15 protein-coding genes are annotated in these 15,879 nt (G+C 41.3%); all 15 read left to right on the top strand.

Features of this window, described 5'->3' with window-relative positions; genetic code table 11:
- Positions 1 to 65 precede the first annotated feature (65 nt).
- The 15 genes from BM398_RS01640 to rpsP all read left to right on the top strand — a co-directional run bounded on the left by BM398_RS01640 (position 66) and on the right by rpsP (position 15,848).
- Positions 66 to 1,763 carry a hypothetical protein gene (locus tag BM398_RS01640; protein WP_092336132.1) on the top strand — a complete coding sequence of 566 codons (1,698 nt, stop codon included), beginning with the start codon at positions 66 to 68 and terminating at the stop codon, positions 1,761 to 1,763.
- Positions 1,764 to 1,776: 13 nt separating this feature from the next.
- The gene (locus BM398_RS01635) at positions 1,777 to 2,637 is read left to right on the top strand and encodes a helix-turn-helix domain-containing protein (RefSeq protein WP_092336254.1); all 861 of its coding nucleotides are present in this window, start codon (positions 1,777 to 1,779) and stop codon (positions 2,635 to 2,637) included.
- A gap of 131 nt (positions 2,638 to 2,768) precedes the next feature.
- Complete coding sequence (gene rpmF, locus BM398_RS01630) at positions 2,769 to 2,951, top strand: 50S ribosomal protein L32 (protein WP_026512861.1); 183 nt, start codon at positions 2,769 to 2,771, stop codon at positions 2,949 to 2,951.
- Positions 2,952 to 3,076: 125 nt separating this feature from the next.
- A complete protein-coding gene (gene plsX, locus BM398_RS01625; protein ID WP_092336131.1) occupies positions 3,077 to 4,084 on the top strand; it encodes a phosphate acyltransferase PlsX in 1,008 nt (335 codons plus the stop codon).
- 76 nt (positions 4,085 to 4,160) lie between these two features.
- Positions 4,161 to 4,397: an acyl carrier protein gene (gene acpP, locus BM398_RS01620; RefSeq protein WP_026654971.1), complete on the top strand. Its 237-nt coding sequence runs from the start codon at positions 4,161 to 4,163 to the stop codon at positions 4,395 to 4,397.
- A gap of 87 nt (positions 4,398 to 4,484) precedes the next feature.
- Positions 4,485 to 5,180 carry a ribonuclease III gene (gene rnc, locus BM398_RS01615; protein WP_026654970.1) on the top strand — a complete coding sequence of 232 codons (696 nt, stop codon included), beginning with the start codon at positions 4,485 to 4,487 and terminating at the stop codon, positions 5,178 to 5,180.
- Positions 5,180 to 8,737 (top strand): chromosome segregation protein SMC, encoded by a 3,558-nt coding sequence (gene smc / locus BM398_RS01610; RefSeq protein ID WP_092336130.1) that lies wholly within the window; start codon positions 5,180 to 5,182, stop codon positions 8,735 to 8,737. Before rnc ends, smc begins: the two co-directional genes overlap by 1 nt.
- Positions 8,737 to 9,651, top strand: a complete 915-nt coding sequence (gene ftsY / locus BM398_RS01605) for a signal recognition particle-docking protein FtsY (RefSeq protein WP_092336129.1) — start codon at positions 8,737 to 8,739, stop codon at positions 9,649 to 9,651. The genes smc and ftsY overlap by 1 nt, the downstream gene beginning before the upstream one ends.
- Positions 9,652 to 9,674: 23 nt before the next feature.
- Positions 9,675 to 10,901 (top strand): threonine ammonia-lyase, encoded by a 1,227-nt coding sequence (ilvA, locus tag BM398_RS01600; protein WP_092336128.1) that lies wholly within the window; start codon positions 9,675 to 9,677, stop codon positions 10,899 to 10,901.
- Positions 10,902 to 10,905: 4 nt separating this feature from the next.
- A complete protein-coding gene (locus BM398_RS01595; RefSeq protein ID WP_092336127.1) occupies positions 10,906 to 11,781 on the top strand; it encodes a YitT family protein in 876 nt (291 codons plus the stop codon).
- A gap of 5 nt (positions 11,782 to 11,786) precedes the next feature.
- Positions 11,787 to 12,875: a glycoside hydrolase family 25 protein gene (locus tag BM398_RS01590; RefSeq protein WP_092336126.1), complete on the top strand. Its 1,089-nt coding sequence runs from the start codon at positions 11,787 to 11,789 to the stop codon at positions 12,873 to 12,875.
- Between the two features lie 2 nt (positions 12,876 to 12,877).
- Positions 12,878 to 13,723, top strand: a complete 846-nt coding sequence (locus BM398_RS01585; RefSeq protein ID WP_034461983.1) for an AraC family transcriptional regulator — start codon at positions 12,878 to 12,880, stop codon at positions 13,721 to 13,723.
- Positions 13,724 to 13,803: 80 nt separating this feature from the next.
- Entirely contained in the window at positions 13,804 to 14,151 is a 348-nt protein-coding gene (gene ylxM / locus BM398_RS01580) for a YlxM family DNA-binding protein (protein WP_026666713.1), read from the top strand.
- Positions 14,152 to 14,154: 3 nt separating this feature from the next.
- Positions 14,155 to 15,528 (top strand): signal recognition particle protein, encoded by a 1,374-nt coding sequence (gene ffh, locus BM398_RS01575; protein ID WP_092336125.1) that lies wholly within the window; start codon positions 14,155 to 14,157, stop codon positions 15,526 to 15,528.
- 74 nt (positions 15,529 to 15,602) lie between these two features.
- The gene (rpsP, locus tag BM398_RS01570) at positions 15,603 to 15,848 is read left to right on the top strand and encodes a 30S ribosomal protein S16 (RefSeq protein ID WP_026512872.1); all 246 of its coding nucleotides are present in this window, start codon (positions 15,603 to 15,605) and stop codon (positions 15,846 to 15,848) included.
- The last annotated feature ends 31 nt before the right edge of the window (positions 15,849 to 15,879 follow it).

Here is a 15,879-nt window from a genome sequence, read left to right as displayed (position 1 = left end):
GCTTTTTAGTCGGCTTTTTCTGTTTTTTATACTTGGCGCTGCGATCGATTTTATGGAGAGAGGTTATGTATAGTAGAAAAAAATGGGCGGTACTGTCCGGGATAAGTTTACTGTACTTTATCCTGTGCATAGTATTTGGCTGTTTAAAATATGTTACAAGCGATGACGCTATCATGAATCTGATAGCTGCCGGAGCTTTTGGCAGTCCTTCACAGTACCTTATTTTTAATAATATTGTCATCGGATATTTTCTGAAATTCATGTATGCCGTGATACCGTTTGTGAACTGGTATCTCTGGCTTTATCTGTTTTTTAATCTTTTAAGCATTATCGTTATCTGTGTCGTTATCACAGACAGACTTCCGATGAAAGCATCTATTCTTGTTACGGTGCTTATTAATCTCCTTTTGGCTTATGATTTTTACTCGAATATTCAATTTACACAGAGCTCGACTTTATATGGAGTTGCAGGCGTAGCACTTATTCTGGCACAGCTTTTTTATGAAAAGAAGTCAGTGATCCTCATGGTTATTGCAACCGCGATAATTGCCATGGGTGTCGGCGCGAGAGTGGTAGGCGTAGGCATGGTCGCACCGTTTGTTTTAGCCATGCTTCTCTTTTACAAAGGTGATCTTAAAAATAAGATAAAAAAGGTTGCAATCTTTTTCCTTATGCCTATAATTGTCTCTGTGCTGATGTTAGCGGCCAATTTTTACGCATATTATATGAATCCGGAGTGGAGATATTTCACTGACTGGAACAATATAATGTCGGAAAAACGAGACTTTGGAAATTTCAATTTTTCATGGAATAAAGATGAGTATCTTGCCGCGGGCTTTACCGAGATTGATTTTAAGCTGATGGATATGTGGCTTTGGAACGATACCGAATATTTCACTCTGGACAGGCTTAAGACGATGAAAGAGATTGGCAAGGACACCAGAGTTGATGGTTTTAAACTGGACGCCGGGGTGCTTGCGGATTCACTTGAAAAGATGGGAGAGTCTTGGAAACACGGGGCTTATTCCGCTGCATTTTTGCTGATCGTAGTATTTGCGCTGATTTTTTTCGAGAAAAGATACAAATTTTTCGTAATTTTGCAGACATTTTTTGTGATTTCTGAGTATTATGGTTTGACGTGTTTCAGACGAATAATGTGGAGGGTAGAATGCGGCATTTGGGTTTCAGCTTTATTCTTCACACTGATGTTTTTAATATATGAGGGATGCTTTGATAAGATTTATGCCAAAGTAACCTCAGATAAAGTGAAAAAAACACTTGGCATATGCGCAATCGGTTTATCGGCTGTTATTACAATAATTTTTGGAGCGGGGAAAGTCGATACGTTTGTAAATCAAAAGCATTGTCGTGTTATTCCTGAAGATGACTGGATGTACGGCAAAGCAAAAGCGATAACGGAGCGAGAGGGATTTTATCTCACGGATGTTGATACTTTGTACAGCGATCTGTGCGGTGCGAAAAATATCTTTGATATTGATGCGAAATATCGCGATTTTTATGCCAATGTTTGTCAGTTCGGTGGTTGGATAATGCCTTCACCCATAGGACTGTATCACGCCAATCTGGTTGGAATTGCCAATCCTGCAAGAGCTCTTGTTGAGAGAGACGATGTGTTTTTTATCGGCGGGGGCGAAAAAGCCGGATATATATATGTTTATTTGAATGAAAAATACGGGCCGGGAATCAATATGGAAATGGTTGATGAGGTTTATGAAGCGCCCGTTTGGAGATTTTCTAAATGAGAGGGAACTTGCTATGAAAGAACTAAACTCTTGCAAAGAGGCTATGGCTGAAAGCATGGAGAAAAAATACTTCTCCGTCGCGCATCTTTACAAGGATGAAAAGGCAATGGATATGCATATCCATGATTGTTATGAACTGTATTATTCGATTTCGGGTGGAAAGCAATTTCTTATAGATAACAAGCTTTACGATGTTGCACCGGGCGATATTTTCCTTATAAGCCAGTATGATTCGCATTATCTTACACAGATAGACAAAGAGCTTCATGAAAGAATTGTTATAATGATAGATCCTGAGTTTATGAAGAGTGTTTCGAGTGAAGAAACTAACCTCAATGCTTGTTTTGAGCATCAGGGAGAGGAATTTTCACATAAGATCAGCCTCAATCAGGAACAGCAGAAGAGATTTCTTTATTTCGTAAATAAGATACTTACAAGCAATGGATATGGCCACGATCTTCTTGAAAAATCAACGTTTGTCGAGCTCTTTTTGATGATCAATAAGATTGTTATCGACAGAGACAGCGATAAGCAGGAAGAGGAAATTGCCACATATAACGAGCAGGTGGATGCAATTCTTTCGTATCTTAACAATAATATTCAGAATCCCGTGAGCATAGGCGATCTTGCTAAGCATTTCTATATAAGTGAGTCCTATATCTGCAGAATTTTTAAATCTGCTACGGGAACAACTATAAACAAATATATGACAGCCAGAAGGATTTCTATCGCAAAGTCGCTTTTGGCGGAGGGGAAAGGTGTCAGCGAAGTCTGCGAGGAGTGCGGTTTCTCGGATTACAGCAACTTCTTAAAGGCATTTACAAAATCAGTGGGAATTTCACCGAAGAAATACTCACAAAACTGCTATAGATAGCATATAAAAAACTGTTGACAAATAAAAAACCTATGAGTATACTACATAGGTATGCTAATGAATAAACGTAAACAATTGCCTTTGTAAACAGGCAGTTTCTTATACGGTTACTGTAAGGAGGTGTTACTCAAATGTCAATCTGCCCTAAGAACAAGTCATCAAAAGGCCATAGAGATCAGAGAAGAGCTAACTGGAAAATGACAGCTCCCACTTTGGTAAAGTGCAGTCATTGTGGAGCTCTTATGCAGCCTCATCAGGTTTGCAAGAAGTGTGGCTACTACAATAAGAAGAGTATTGTTGAGACTGAGGCTTGATATACTTTTGGTATGACCTCATAAAGTCAGAATTTAAAGGCTTTCCGGCTATGTCGGAAAGCCTTGATTTTTGTCATTCACTCTAGTATATTAAAATAAGTTCAATTTAATAGGAGGTCCCGAATATGTCGGAACTTGTACGTGTTGCCGTTGATGCTATGGGTGGAGACAATGCACCTGTTGCAACGGTCAAGGGAGCGGTTGAGGCAGTAGCCGAATCAAATGCTCTCAAAGTGTTTCTTGTCGGTAAGAAAGAGGTTCTGGAGAAAGAACTTTCTGCATACAGCTACGATAAAAACAGAATTGAAATCGTTGATGCAACAGAAGTCATAGAGATGGCGGAACCGCCGGTTTTGGCTATCAGGACCAAAAAAGATTCATCAATAGTTAAGGCTATGTATATGGTGAATCACGGTGAAGCGGATGCTTATGTATCTGCGGGAAGCACCGGAGCCACACTAGTTGGCGGCCAGATAATTGTCGGAAGACTTAAGGGAGTAGACAGAGCACCACTTGCTCCTCTTATTCCTACAGAGAAGGGTAATTCTCTTTTGATCGATTGCGGAGCAAATGTTGATGCAAGAGCAAATCATCTTGTTCAGTTTGCTAAGATGGGAACCGTTTATATGGAGAACATCATGGGAATCAAGAATCCCACGGTTGCGATTGTCAATATCGGAGCTGAAGAGGAGAAGGGAAATGCGCTTGTTAAGGAGACATTCCCTCTTTTGAAAAACTGTCCCGATATCAACTTTATCGGAAGTATCGAGGCAAGGGACATTCCTGCGGGCTATGCCGATATTATTGTCTGCGAAGCTTTTACAGGAAATGTTATTCTTAAGATGTACGAGGGTGTTGCAAAATCTCTCGTCAACGTTATTAAGAAGGGACTTATGTCAAGTCTTAAGAGCAAGATAGGAGCGCTTCTTATCAAAGACGACCTTAAGAAGACTCTTGGCAATTACAGCCTTGAGAAGCACGGCGGAGCACCCATGCTTGGATTAAAGGGGCTTGTCGTTAAGACTCACGGAAGTTCAAGTGATATTGAGATCAAGAATTCAATATTACAGTGTGTAACTTTCACAGAGCAAAAAATAAGCGAGAAGATCAGCGCTAAGATCTCACAGGAATAATGTTTTCTGCTTAGATTGTTGTGAAGTCGCTTAAAAAAGAAATAAAAAAGCTGCCATGCAGTGGAGGAAAAGTTTTATGGAATTTGAGAAAATGAAAGAAGTTATTGCCAGCGTACTCAATGTTGATCCTGAGGAAATCAAGATGGAGACAACATTCACAGAGGATCTCGGAGCTGATTCTCTCGATCTTTTTCAGATTATTATGGGCCTTGAGGACGAATTTGATGTTCAGATAGAGCCTGAGAAGACTGAAAATATCAAAACTGTTGGGGAAGCTGTTGAGCTTTTGAAGGCTGCAATAGAAACTAAGTAATTCTCAATTGATTTTTGTTTGTATTATCTGAGGCAGCATTATAACTGCCTCTTTTCTATTTTATTCTAAACACTTTTCGAGGTGACTATGTTAACGGAAAATGACATCAGCAGACTGGAACAGACTATCGGTTATAAATTCAACAACAAAGCTCTTATTATCGAGGCTCTTACACACAGCTCTTATGTGAATGAGCACAAGATCAATAAGAAGCATGATTATGAACGCCTTGAATTTTTGGGAGATGCCATTTTGGAGATGATCTCCAGTGAATATCTTTTTAAGACATTTCCGGAAAAGAAAGAGGGCGAGATGTCTAAGATAAGGGCTGCACTTGTTTGCGAGCCTGCTCTTTATCATGATTCTCTTCAGATTGATCTTAAAAATTATATTCAGTTTGGAAAAGGCGAAGAGGCGACCGGTGGAAGAAATAAGGAGTCCATTATTGCCGATGTTATGGAGGCTGTTATCGGAGCTCTTTATCTGGACGGCGGTTTTGATGAGTCAAAGAAGTTCATTGATAAGTATGTTCTTAGCAATGCTGAATCCTATCAGATGTACAATGACAACAAGTCTACTTTGCAGGAGCTTGTGCAGAGTCAGAAGCTTGGCACTGTGAGATATGAAACTTGTGGCGAAAGTGGCCCTGAACATGATAAAATGTTCAAGGTTCGTGTTTTTGTAGCAGATAAGAATATGGGAGAAGGGACTGGTAGAACCAAGAAAAGTGCTGAACAACAGGCGGCATATCAGGCGGTTCTTACTTTGAACAAAAAGAAATAATGTATTTAAAAAGTATTGAGATTCATGGTTTTAAATCATTTGCCAATAAAATAAAATTCGATTTTCACAACGGCATTACCGGAATCGTCGGACCTAACGGCTCAGGAAAGAGTAATGTCGCGGACGCCGTAAGGTGGGTTCTCGGTGAGCAGCGTATCAAGCAGCTCCGAGGCGGATCCATGCAGGACGTTATTTTCTCGGGAACAGAGCTCAGAAAACCGCTGGGCTATGCTTTTGTTGCCATCACACTTGATAATTCCGACCATTCACTTGCAATAGATTATGATGAAGTTACTGTTTCCAGACGCTTATACCGTTCGGGAGAGAGTGAATATATGATCAACGGCTCTGTATGTCGTCTTAAGGACGTAAACGAGCTGTTTATGGATACCGGTATCGGTAAAGAGGGATATTCCATTATCGGACAGGGTCAGATCGATCAGATCCTCTCAAGTAAGCCTGAGGACAGAAGAAATCTTTTTGACGAGGCTGCAGGTATCGTTAAGTTTAAATCCAGAAAAGAAACTGCGGTTAAAAAGCTCGCTGAAGAAAAGATAAATCTTACCAGAATAAGCGATATTCTCGCTGAGCTGGAGAAACAGACAGGGCCTTTGGAGAAACAGTCCGAGAAGGCCAAAGAGTATTTGAAATACAGAGAGAGACTTAAGACTCTCGATGTGAATATGTTCCTTGTTGAGAATAAGAATCAGAAGGAACAGCTTGAAGAAGCAGGAAAGAACCTTCTTATAGCAACGGAGTCTTTGAGCGAGTCAAAGAATAATTATGAGAAGGCCAAGGAAGAATATGAAAATATCCAGAAGAAGCTTGAACAGATTGATGCGGAGATAGACGAAGCAAGGGCAAAGATCACGGATTCTTCTGTTAAAAAAGAAAAGCTTGAGGGTCAGATCGGAATCCTTAATGAGAAGATCAATTCCGCATCCTCAAACGATGCTCATTTCAAGACAAGAATTAATGATGAGCAGACTAAGATTGCCGATAAGAATAAAGAAAAAGAGAAGTATTTGCAGGAAAAAGAGGAGATTGACGCAGAAGTTGCAAGACTCCTTGAAAGTAAGGATGAAGCGAGAAAAGAGCTTGATAAAGTCCTTAATCAGATCGGCGAGATCAACGAACAGATTGAAGAGTGCAAGAGCACTATCATAGAGACCCTTAATACAAGAGCTACCATTAAGTCCAAGCTTAGTTCCCTTGATACAATGAAGGAACAGGTGAACATCAGAAAGGCTGAACTTACCGGTAAGCTTGTTCGTGCGCAGTCCGATGAATCCAGACAGGAAGAAACGATCAAGAAATTAAGGGATGAGTTCGATGCGATAACCGCTGAGATCTCTGAGATGAACAAGAAACAGAAAGCTACGGATCAGGAAATCGTGGCTATCAGAGAAGAAATGTCCCGCAAGGATGCTGAGCTTAGAAAAACTCAAGGACTTTATCAGCAGGAAAAATCAAGACTTGATGCTCTTGCCAATATTACCGAGAGATATGAAGGATATGGCGGAAGCGTTAAGAAGGTAATGGAGAGGAAGGACACCGTACCCGGAATTATCGGTGTTGTAGCCGACATTATTAAAACCGAACCAAAATATGAGACTGCTATTGAGGTTGCTCTTGGAGGTAATATTCAGAATATTGTTACCGACGATGAAGAGACCGCGAAGAAGATGATCGCGTACCTCAAGGAATCAAGGGCAGGTAGAGCGACATTTTTACCTCTTACATCTCTTGATAATCCCCCTGAATTAAAGGCTAAGGAAGCTCTTAACGAAGAGGGTGTACTTGGCATGGCGGATGAACTTGTAAACACTGATCCCAAGTACAAGAGTGTGGCAAAGGCTATGCTTGGAAGAATCGTCGCAGTTGATAATATCGACAATGCCGTAAAGATAGCCAGAAAATACAGATATACCGTCAGAATGGTAACTCTCGAGGGTGAACTTCTTGTTCCCGGCGGAGCTATCAGTGGTGGTGCTTTTAAGAATAACAGTAATCTCCTTGGAAGACGTCGTGAGATGGACGATATGGAGCTTAATGTTAAGAATTATAAGGAACAGATCGACAGACTTCAGGCTGAGATCGCTGAGGCCAAGGAAAAGCGAAATGAACTTCGTACTCTTTCCGAGGAACTTCGCACAGAACTTCAGGGTAAGTTTATTGCTCAGAATACGGCAAGACTTAACGTTGAAAACGAGGAAGCCAGACAGGAAGAGCAAAAGGGTAACTACAGCGACCTTAAGGCTGAAAACGATGAGATAGAGACAAAGGTTGCAGAGATTGAAGCTGAGAAAGAGGAAGCTCTCTCTGCTCTCACAGAGTCTGAGAATACAGAGAAGATCTGTACCGAGCAGGTTGAGAAGTTCAAGGCTATGCTTGAAGAGCTGCACGCTGTTGAAGAACGTGAAAATGACGCTGTCTCCGTAAAAGAGATCGAATACGAGAAGAGTCATCAGAAGCAGGAATTCTATCAGCAGAATGTCGATCGTGTAAATGAAGATATCGAGACCGAAGAGAAAGCTCTTGCTGAGATCATTGAATCGATGAATGAGAACGCAAGACTTCTTGAGCAGAATAAGAAAGACATTGAAGAAATCAGGCTGACGATCGAGGCATCTTTGGATGTTCAGTCGGATGCCACCAAGGAACTTGAAGAGAAGAAAGAGATTAAGAATAATCTTTCCGAGGCCCAGAAGGAGTTCTTTGGAAAGACGGAAGATCTGAATAAGCAGATGTCCGACCTTGATAAAGAAGTTATAAGACTTACTTCCAAGAAGGAAAAATGCGAAGAGGCAATCGAGTCACAGATCAATTACATGTGGAATGAGTATGAGATCACATTGTCTGATGCCGCAGAACTTCGCGATGAGGAAATGAATGATGTTCCTTCTATGAGACGAGAGATACACTCTTTGAAGGATTCGATCAGAAAACTTGGCGATGTCAATGTAAATGCCATTGAGGACTACAAGAACCTCATGGAGAGATATACATTTATGAAGACTCAGCACGATGACCTTATCGAAGCTGAGAGACAGCTCAAAGAGATCATCAACGATCTTGATGAGTCTATGAGAAAGCAGTTTATGGAGCAGTTTAAGCTCATAAATACTGAGTTCGACCAGGTATTTAAGGAAATGTTCGGTGGAGGAAAGGGAACGCTTGAACTTGCGGAGGATGAAGATATCCTTGAAGCGGGAATCAAGATCAATGCTCAGCCGCCCGGAAAGAAGCTTGTAAATATGATGCAGATGTCCGGTGGAGAGAAAGCACTTACCGCTATTGCGCTTCTTTTTGCCATTCAGAACCTCAAACCTTCGCCATTCTGTCTTCTTGATGAGATTGAAGCGGCACTTGATGAAAACAACGTTGTACGTTTTGCAAAATATTTGCACAAGCTTTCCAATACACAGTTCATTGTAATTACGCACCGTCGTGGTACAATGGAAAGTGCCGACAGACTTTACGGTATTACGATGCAGGAAAAAGGCGTATCAACACTTGTAAGCGTAAATCTTATCGATAAGGAGCTCAGCAACTGATGGCTAATGGTTTTTTTGCAAAATTACAGCAAGGATTGTCCAAAACAAGAGAAAATATCGCTAAGGGCATAGACAATGTCTTTAACGGATTTTCAAATATAGACGATGACTTCTACGAGGAGCTTGAAGAGACGCTTATCATGGGTGACATCGGCATCGATGCAACCAGTAAGATCATTGACAGCCTCCGCAAGCAGGTCAAGGAAAAGCATGTCTCAGACCCTGCGGAGTGTAAGAAACTTCTTGTGGAAAATATCAGAGAACAGATGAGAACCGGCGAAGATGCCTATGATTTTGAAGATAAGAAGACAGTTATCTTTGTTATCGGCGTAAACGGTGTCGGAAAGACTACATCTGTAGGAAAACTTGCGGCTATTTATAAGAATAAGGGCAAAAAAGTTCTTATCGCAGCTGCTGATACATACAGGGCGGCCGCTACAGAGCAGTTGAAGGAGTGGGCAGACAGAGCCGGAACTCCGATTATCTGCGGAAAAGAAGGCGGAGATCCGGGAAGTGTTATTTATGATGCCGCTTTCGCTTTTAAGTCAAGGGATTGCGATATTCTGATAGTTGATACTGCCGGCAGACTTCACAATAAGAAGAATCTTATGGATGAATTGTCCAAGATGAACAGGATCCTTGATAAGGAACTAGGTGATGTTTGCAGGGAGAACTTTATTGTTCTTGACGGAACCACAGGTCAGAACGCTATAATGCAGGCAAGGGAATTCGGCGAAGCCGCAGACCTTACGGGTATTATACTTACCAAGCTTGATGGCACTGCAAAGGGAGGAATTGCTGTTGCTATAGTTTCAGAGCTTAACATTCCGGTCAAGTATATCGGCGTAGGTGAAGCTATAGACGACTTGGAAAGATTTGACTCCGATCAGTTTGTAGATGCATTATTTTCATAAATATAAGTTGGGAGATAGAAGAAATGGCTGAAGAATCTAAAATGACACTTGAAAAATTTGAAGAAGCTTATGACGCTGTAAAAAAAGTTACACTTGAAACCAAGCTTATTTACAGTGATTACTGGAGCAACAGTACAGGCAACAAGGTTTATTTAAAACCCGAAAACCTCCAGAGAACCGGAGCATATAAGGTAAGAGGTGCTTATTATAAGATCACGACGCTTTCTGATGAAGAGAGAAAGAAGGGACTTATAACGGCTTCTGCCGGAAATCATGCGCAGGGAGTTGCTTATGCTGCAAAGTGCTATGGTGTAAAAGCTACTATTGTGATGCCGACTTCGACTCCTCTTATCAAAGTTAACAGAACAAAGGCGCTTGGCGCTGAAGTTGTTCTTCATGGAAATGTATATGACGAAGCTTATGAGCACGCTTGTAAGCTCGCGGAAGAACATGGATACACAATGGTGCATCCGTTTGACGATCTTGATGTTGCGACAGGTCAGGGAACCATTGCAATGGAGATCATCAAAGAACTTCCCACAGTAGATTATATTCTTGTTCCCATCGGCGGAGGCGGACTTGCGACAGGTGTTTCAACACTTGCAAAGCTTCTTAATCCCAAGGTTAAAGTAATCGGTGTTGAGCCTGCGGGAGCAAATTGTATGCAGGAATCGATAAAGGCAGGACATGTTGTTACACTTCCCGGTGTAAACACAATTGCCGACGGTACTGCTGTTAAGACACCCGGAGAAAAGATATTCCCTTATCTTACCAAGAATATCGATGATATCATCGCTGTTCCCGATGAAGATCTTGTTGTTTCTTTCCTTGATATGGTCGAGAATCACAAGATGGTTGTTGAGAACTCCGGACTTTTGTCTGTTGCTGCGCTTAAGCAGCTTGATTGTAAGGATAAGAAGATTGCCTGCGTTCTTTCCGGCGGAAATATGGACATTATCACAATGTCTTCAGTCGTACAGCAGGGTCTTATCATGAGAGACAGAATCTTTACCGTTTCTGTACTTCTTCCCGACAAGCCGGGTGAGCTTTCAAGAGTATCCGGTATTATCGCTGAGGTGAACGGAAACGTTATCAAACTCGAGCACAACCAGTTTGTTTCAATCAACAGAAATGCTGCGGTTGAGCTTCGTATAACACTTGAAGCGTTCGGAAGCGAGCATAAGGAGCAGATTCTTAATGCTCTTACCGAGAAAGGCTTCAAACCAAAAATTGTAAGGACAAATATATAAAGAAATGAGTAAAACAATTAGTGCAAAAAGAAGGTGCATTGAGTATCTGATAATAACCTTTGGGGCTTTGCTTTACGGAGTTGGAACAAGTATGCTTATCGATCCAAACGATATAGCACCGGGCGGTCTTACGGGACTTGCCATTGTTCTTAACCGAGTTGTGGGAATCGGAACAGGTCTTTGGTTCTGGCTGATGAATATTCCGATCCTTATTCTTGCTATTTGGAAATTTGGAATGAGGTTTACGATTTCAACAATCTATGCAACGTCGATGATCTCGATCTTCACCGATTTTTGCACGAAGTTTTTTTCTGATTATGTAATCCGAGATAAGATTCTTGGTGTTACATTCGGAAGTGCTTTGACTGCAATTGCAATAGGCCTTATTTTTAAATGCCATGCAACAAGCGGAGGCACAGATGTAATTATAAAGATTCTCAGACTTAAGTATCCGCATGTAAAAACGGGCGTTTTGTATATTCTTACAGATATCGGAGTATTGTTTGTTGCGGCGATTGTATTTAATGATGTAGCCGCTGCTATGTACTCCTTCCTTTCTGTAATGATCACGTCCTTTATTCTTGATATTGTGCTTTACGGAAGAGACGGAGCAAAGCTTATCTATATTATTTCAGATAATCCGGATGCCATAACGGCAAGACTTCTGGAGGAACTTGATATAGGTGCGACTCACGTTTTCGGACAGGGAGCATATAGCGGAGAAAAGAAAAAAGTTATTATGTGTGCAGTTAAAAAAAGGCTTTCACCTATGGCGGAAGATGTTGTCAGAGATGAAGATCCAAATGCATTCATGATCGTTACGAGTGCTAGCGAGATTTTCGGAGAAGGCTATAAGAGCTATTTTGATGAGAGAATGTAGAGATTATGAGTAATAACCTTCCGGATTCAAGAGAAAAAAAGGGAGCAAGCGGCGCCCGTAATACGTTGTCTATTATTTTTATGAGCCTTGTCGCTATCATGACGCTTTCTTTCAGCATCGTTCTTCTTATAAAGAACGCATCTCTTCAGAGAGAGACTGATGCTGTGAAAAGCGAGCTTGATACTATGGACAAGGAGCACTTTTTCACTGAAGGTGAGATGGGTAGTCGTATCGAAGAAGCCAGGATCGAGGCTGCGGAAAATGCGGACAGGGCTCTCAAAGAAGATATCAAGAAAAGACTCGAAGAAGGAGAAGGACCGAATTCTATTTTCAAGTCTCTTTTCCCTGATGAGCTTGTTGTTGCAAGAAACAACAGATATTATTTCTTTCCCATAAGTGACAAGATCGCGCACCATGATTTTAAACCCGATGATTTTGAGTTTGATGACAAGGGCTTTCTTCAGTACAAAGGCGAGAAGAAAGATTTTAAATACAAGCACGGAATTGACGTATCGAGGTTTCAGGGTAAGATTGACTGGGCCAAGGTTAAAAACGCAGGGATTGAGTTTGCCATTATAAGGGCATGCTACAGAGGAATAACCGAAGGACTTATCATTGATGATGAGACTTTTGAGGATAATATCAAGGGTGCGACGGAGAACGGAATTGATGTCGGAGTGTATGTTTATTCCCAGGCAATCAACAAGGAAGAAGCGCTTGAAGAGGCCAATCATGTTATCGAGATGATCGAGCCCTATAAGATAACATATCCGGTTGTTATAGATATTGAATCGGCTGATTCAGACAATGCCAGAACACTTAATCTTTCGGCAAAAGAATATGAAGAGGTTGCAAATGTTTTTTGCAACAGAGTTGAAGAAGCGGGATATAAGTCCATGGTATACGGCAATCTTTTGTCGTTCACTGTTCTTATGAACGCGGAGAACGTTGATAACAGAGATATATGGTTTGCACAATACAACTCATCTCTTTATTATCCGTATCACTTTAACATCTGGCAGTATACAGCGTCGGGCAAAGTCCCCGGAATTGAGAAAAACGTTGACCTTAACATTTGTATTACCGAGTATTGATGATGAAAAAGACAGATAATATAACGGAATATGAGCAGAGAGGATACTTGGACAGCGATTTTAAGTATTTTCATATTTCCGATAAGGTAACTTCAGATATTGACTTTCACTATCATGATTTCTACAAGATAATCCTGATCCTGAAAGGTAATGTCAGGTATTTGATCGAAGGACGAGAGTATGAGCTCTTGCCCTTCGATTTTGTGCTTGTAAACCGGTTTGATATTCATAAGCCGGTTGTTGAGAGCAAGGACGATTACGACAGGATCATTTTGTATCTTAAACCTGAGTTTCTTGAAAAGCTGGGGCTTCTTGATGCTTTTATGAAAGCAAAAGAGCTTGAGAGCTATGTTGTCCGTTTTAATTCGGGAACAAGTGCCCACATCTACGATATGCTTCTTAAGGCAGAAGAAGATATCAAGATAAAAGATACCGAATATGCGGGTGAACTTACGGCAAAGATTGATGTGATCACAACACTTATAGAGTTTAATAAGGCGTGCATCTCCGAGGATTTTGGCTTCAGGCCCGAAGCAAGGTTCAACAGAAAGGTTATTGAGATAATCGAGTATATTAATGAGAACCTGCAAAAAGATCTGTCGATAGATTCAATCGCTGATAAGTTTTATCTAAGTAAATACCATATGATGAGGATATTTAAGAGTGAGACCGGATATTCGGTTCACCGTTATATTTCCGAAAAAAGAATTCTTCTTGCAAGGAATCTTATAATGTCGGGAGTTCCGTCAACGACGGCATGTCTCGAGTGCGGATTTAAGGATTATTCCTCTTTTAGCCGTGCATTTAAGAATCAATTGGGAATCCTGCCTTCTGAGGTGAAGATATAGGTGTCAAGAAAAAATACTTGACACCTATTTTTGTTTGATATAATATAACATTTGTGCAACTGGTAGAGAAGAGGAATTCTATGGAAAAAATCGTAGAGCAGGGCTTGTTGTATGATTTTTACGGCGAGCTTCTTACCGATCATCAGAAAAGTATATACGAGGCCGCGGTTTACGAAGATATGTCTCTTACAGAGATTGCCGATGAACACGGTATCAGTAAGCAGGGAGTGCACGATCTCATAAAGAGATGCACCAAGACATTGCAGGGATATGAGAACAGGCTTCACATGATAAAGAGGTTTGAAGCAATCAAGCAGGATGCTGAATTTCTCAAGGAACTTTCGGATAAAGCCGATGAGATATCAAGCGATGAACTTAAGAAGAATCTCAGAATCTTATCGGGCAAAATTATAGAGGAGCTTACGTAATTAATGGCTTTTGAAAGTCTTACAGATAAATTACAAAACGTATTTAAGAATTTAAGAGGTAAGGGACGTCTTTCCGAAGAAGACGTTAAGGCTGCCCTTAAAGAAGTAAAGATGGCTCTCCTTGAGGCGGATGTAAACTTTAAGGTAGTTAAGCAGTTTGTTGCTTCCGTACAGGAAAGAGCTGTGGGCGAGGATGTTTTGAACGGCCTCAATCCCGGACAGATGGTTATCAAGATAGTTAACGAAGAGATGACCGCACTTATGGGATCTGAGACAACAGAGCTCAAACTCCTTCCGATTGATAAGATTACAGTCATCATGATGTGCGGTCTTCAGGGTGCAGGTAAGACAACAACTGCAGCCAAGATTGCAGGAAAGCTCAAGATGAAAGGCAGAAAGCCGCTTCTTGCAGCATGTGATATATACAGACCTGCGGCTATAGATCAGCTCAAGATAAATGCTGAGAAACAGCAGGTAGATTTCTTTTCCATGGGTACTGATGTAAGTCCTGTGGAGATTGCGAAAGCATCTGTCGATCAGGCTAAGAAGAATGGCAATAACGTTGTCATCGTCGATACAGCCGGTCGTTTGCAGATAGATGAAGGAATGATGAAGGAGCTTTGCGACATCAAGGAAGCAATCGAAGTTCATCAGTCACTTCTTGTAGTTGATGCCATGACAGGTCAGGATGCCGTCAATGTTGCATCAGAGTTTAATGAGAAAGTCGGAATCGACGGTATCATCTTATCAAAGATGGACGGTGATTCACGAGGTGGTGCGGCTCTTTCAACAAAGGCTGTTACCGGAAAGCCTATTTTGTACGTGGGTATGGGCGAGAAGCTTTCAGATCTTGAGCAGTTCTATCCTGACAGAATGGCGAGTCGAATCCTCGGCATGGGTGATGTGCTCAGTCTTATCGATAAGGCGGTTGAGGCAAACGCTGAACGTGATATCGAAAAAGACAAAGAGATGGCATCCAAGATGAAGAAAGGCAAGATTGATTTCGAGATGTATCTCGAGAGCATGAAGCAGATGCGCAATATGGGCGGTCTTTCTTCAATAATGGGAATGCTACCAGGTATGGGCAAGATAAGCGATGATCAGCTTCCCGATGAGAAGAAACTTGCAAAGATGGAAGCAATCGTTCTTTCCATGACACCTGAGGAGAGAAGAAATCCCAAGCTTATGAATCCCCAGAGAAAATTCAGAATCGCTAAGGGCTCGGGAAATGATATTGCCGATGTAAACAGGTTTATCAAGCAGTTTGAGCAGATGCAGAAGATGATGAAGCAGATGCCCGGTCTCATGGGAGGCAAGAGAGGCGGCTTTGGCAAATTCGGTGGTCTCGGCGGATTCGGTAAGAACAGATTCTTTTGATATGTCATGCAGCCGGTGCTGCTTTATACATATAAAAAACAATAAATTTCATTATTTTACGGAGGAAGTTTAAAATGGCAGTAAAGATCAGATTAAAGAGAATTGGTAAGAAGAAGGTTCCTTTCTACAGAATTATCGTTTCTGATTCAAAGTTCCCTGTACAGGGTAAGTTCATCGAGGAGATCGGAACTTATGATCCCAATACAGATCCCAGCACAGTAAAGGTTAACGAGGAGCTTGCAAAGAAGTGGATCGCTAACGGTGCACAGCCTACAGAGTCAGTTGCTAAGTTGTTTAGACAGGCAGGAATTAGCAAGTAATCACACTTTTGTACATGTAATTACTTATGCC

The sequence above is a fragment of the Butyrivibrio sp. M55 genome, from assembly GCF_900116865.1.
Classification (GTDB): domain Bacteria; phylum Bacillota; class Clostridia; order Lachnospirales; family Lachnospiraceae; genus Butyrivibrio.
Note: the sequence above shows the minus strand (reverse complement) of the source record. Positions and strands in the feature narration are given on the sequence as shown.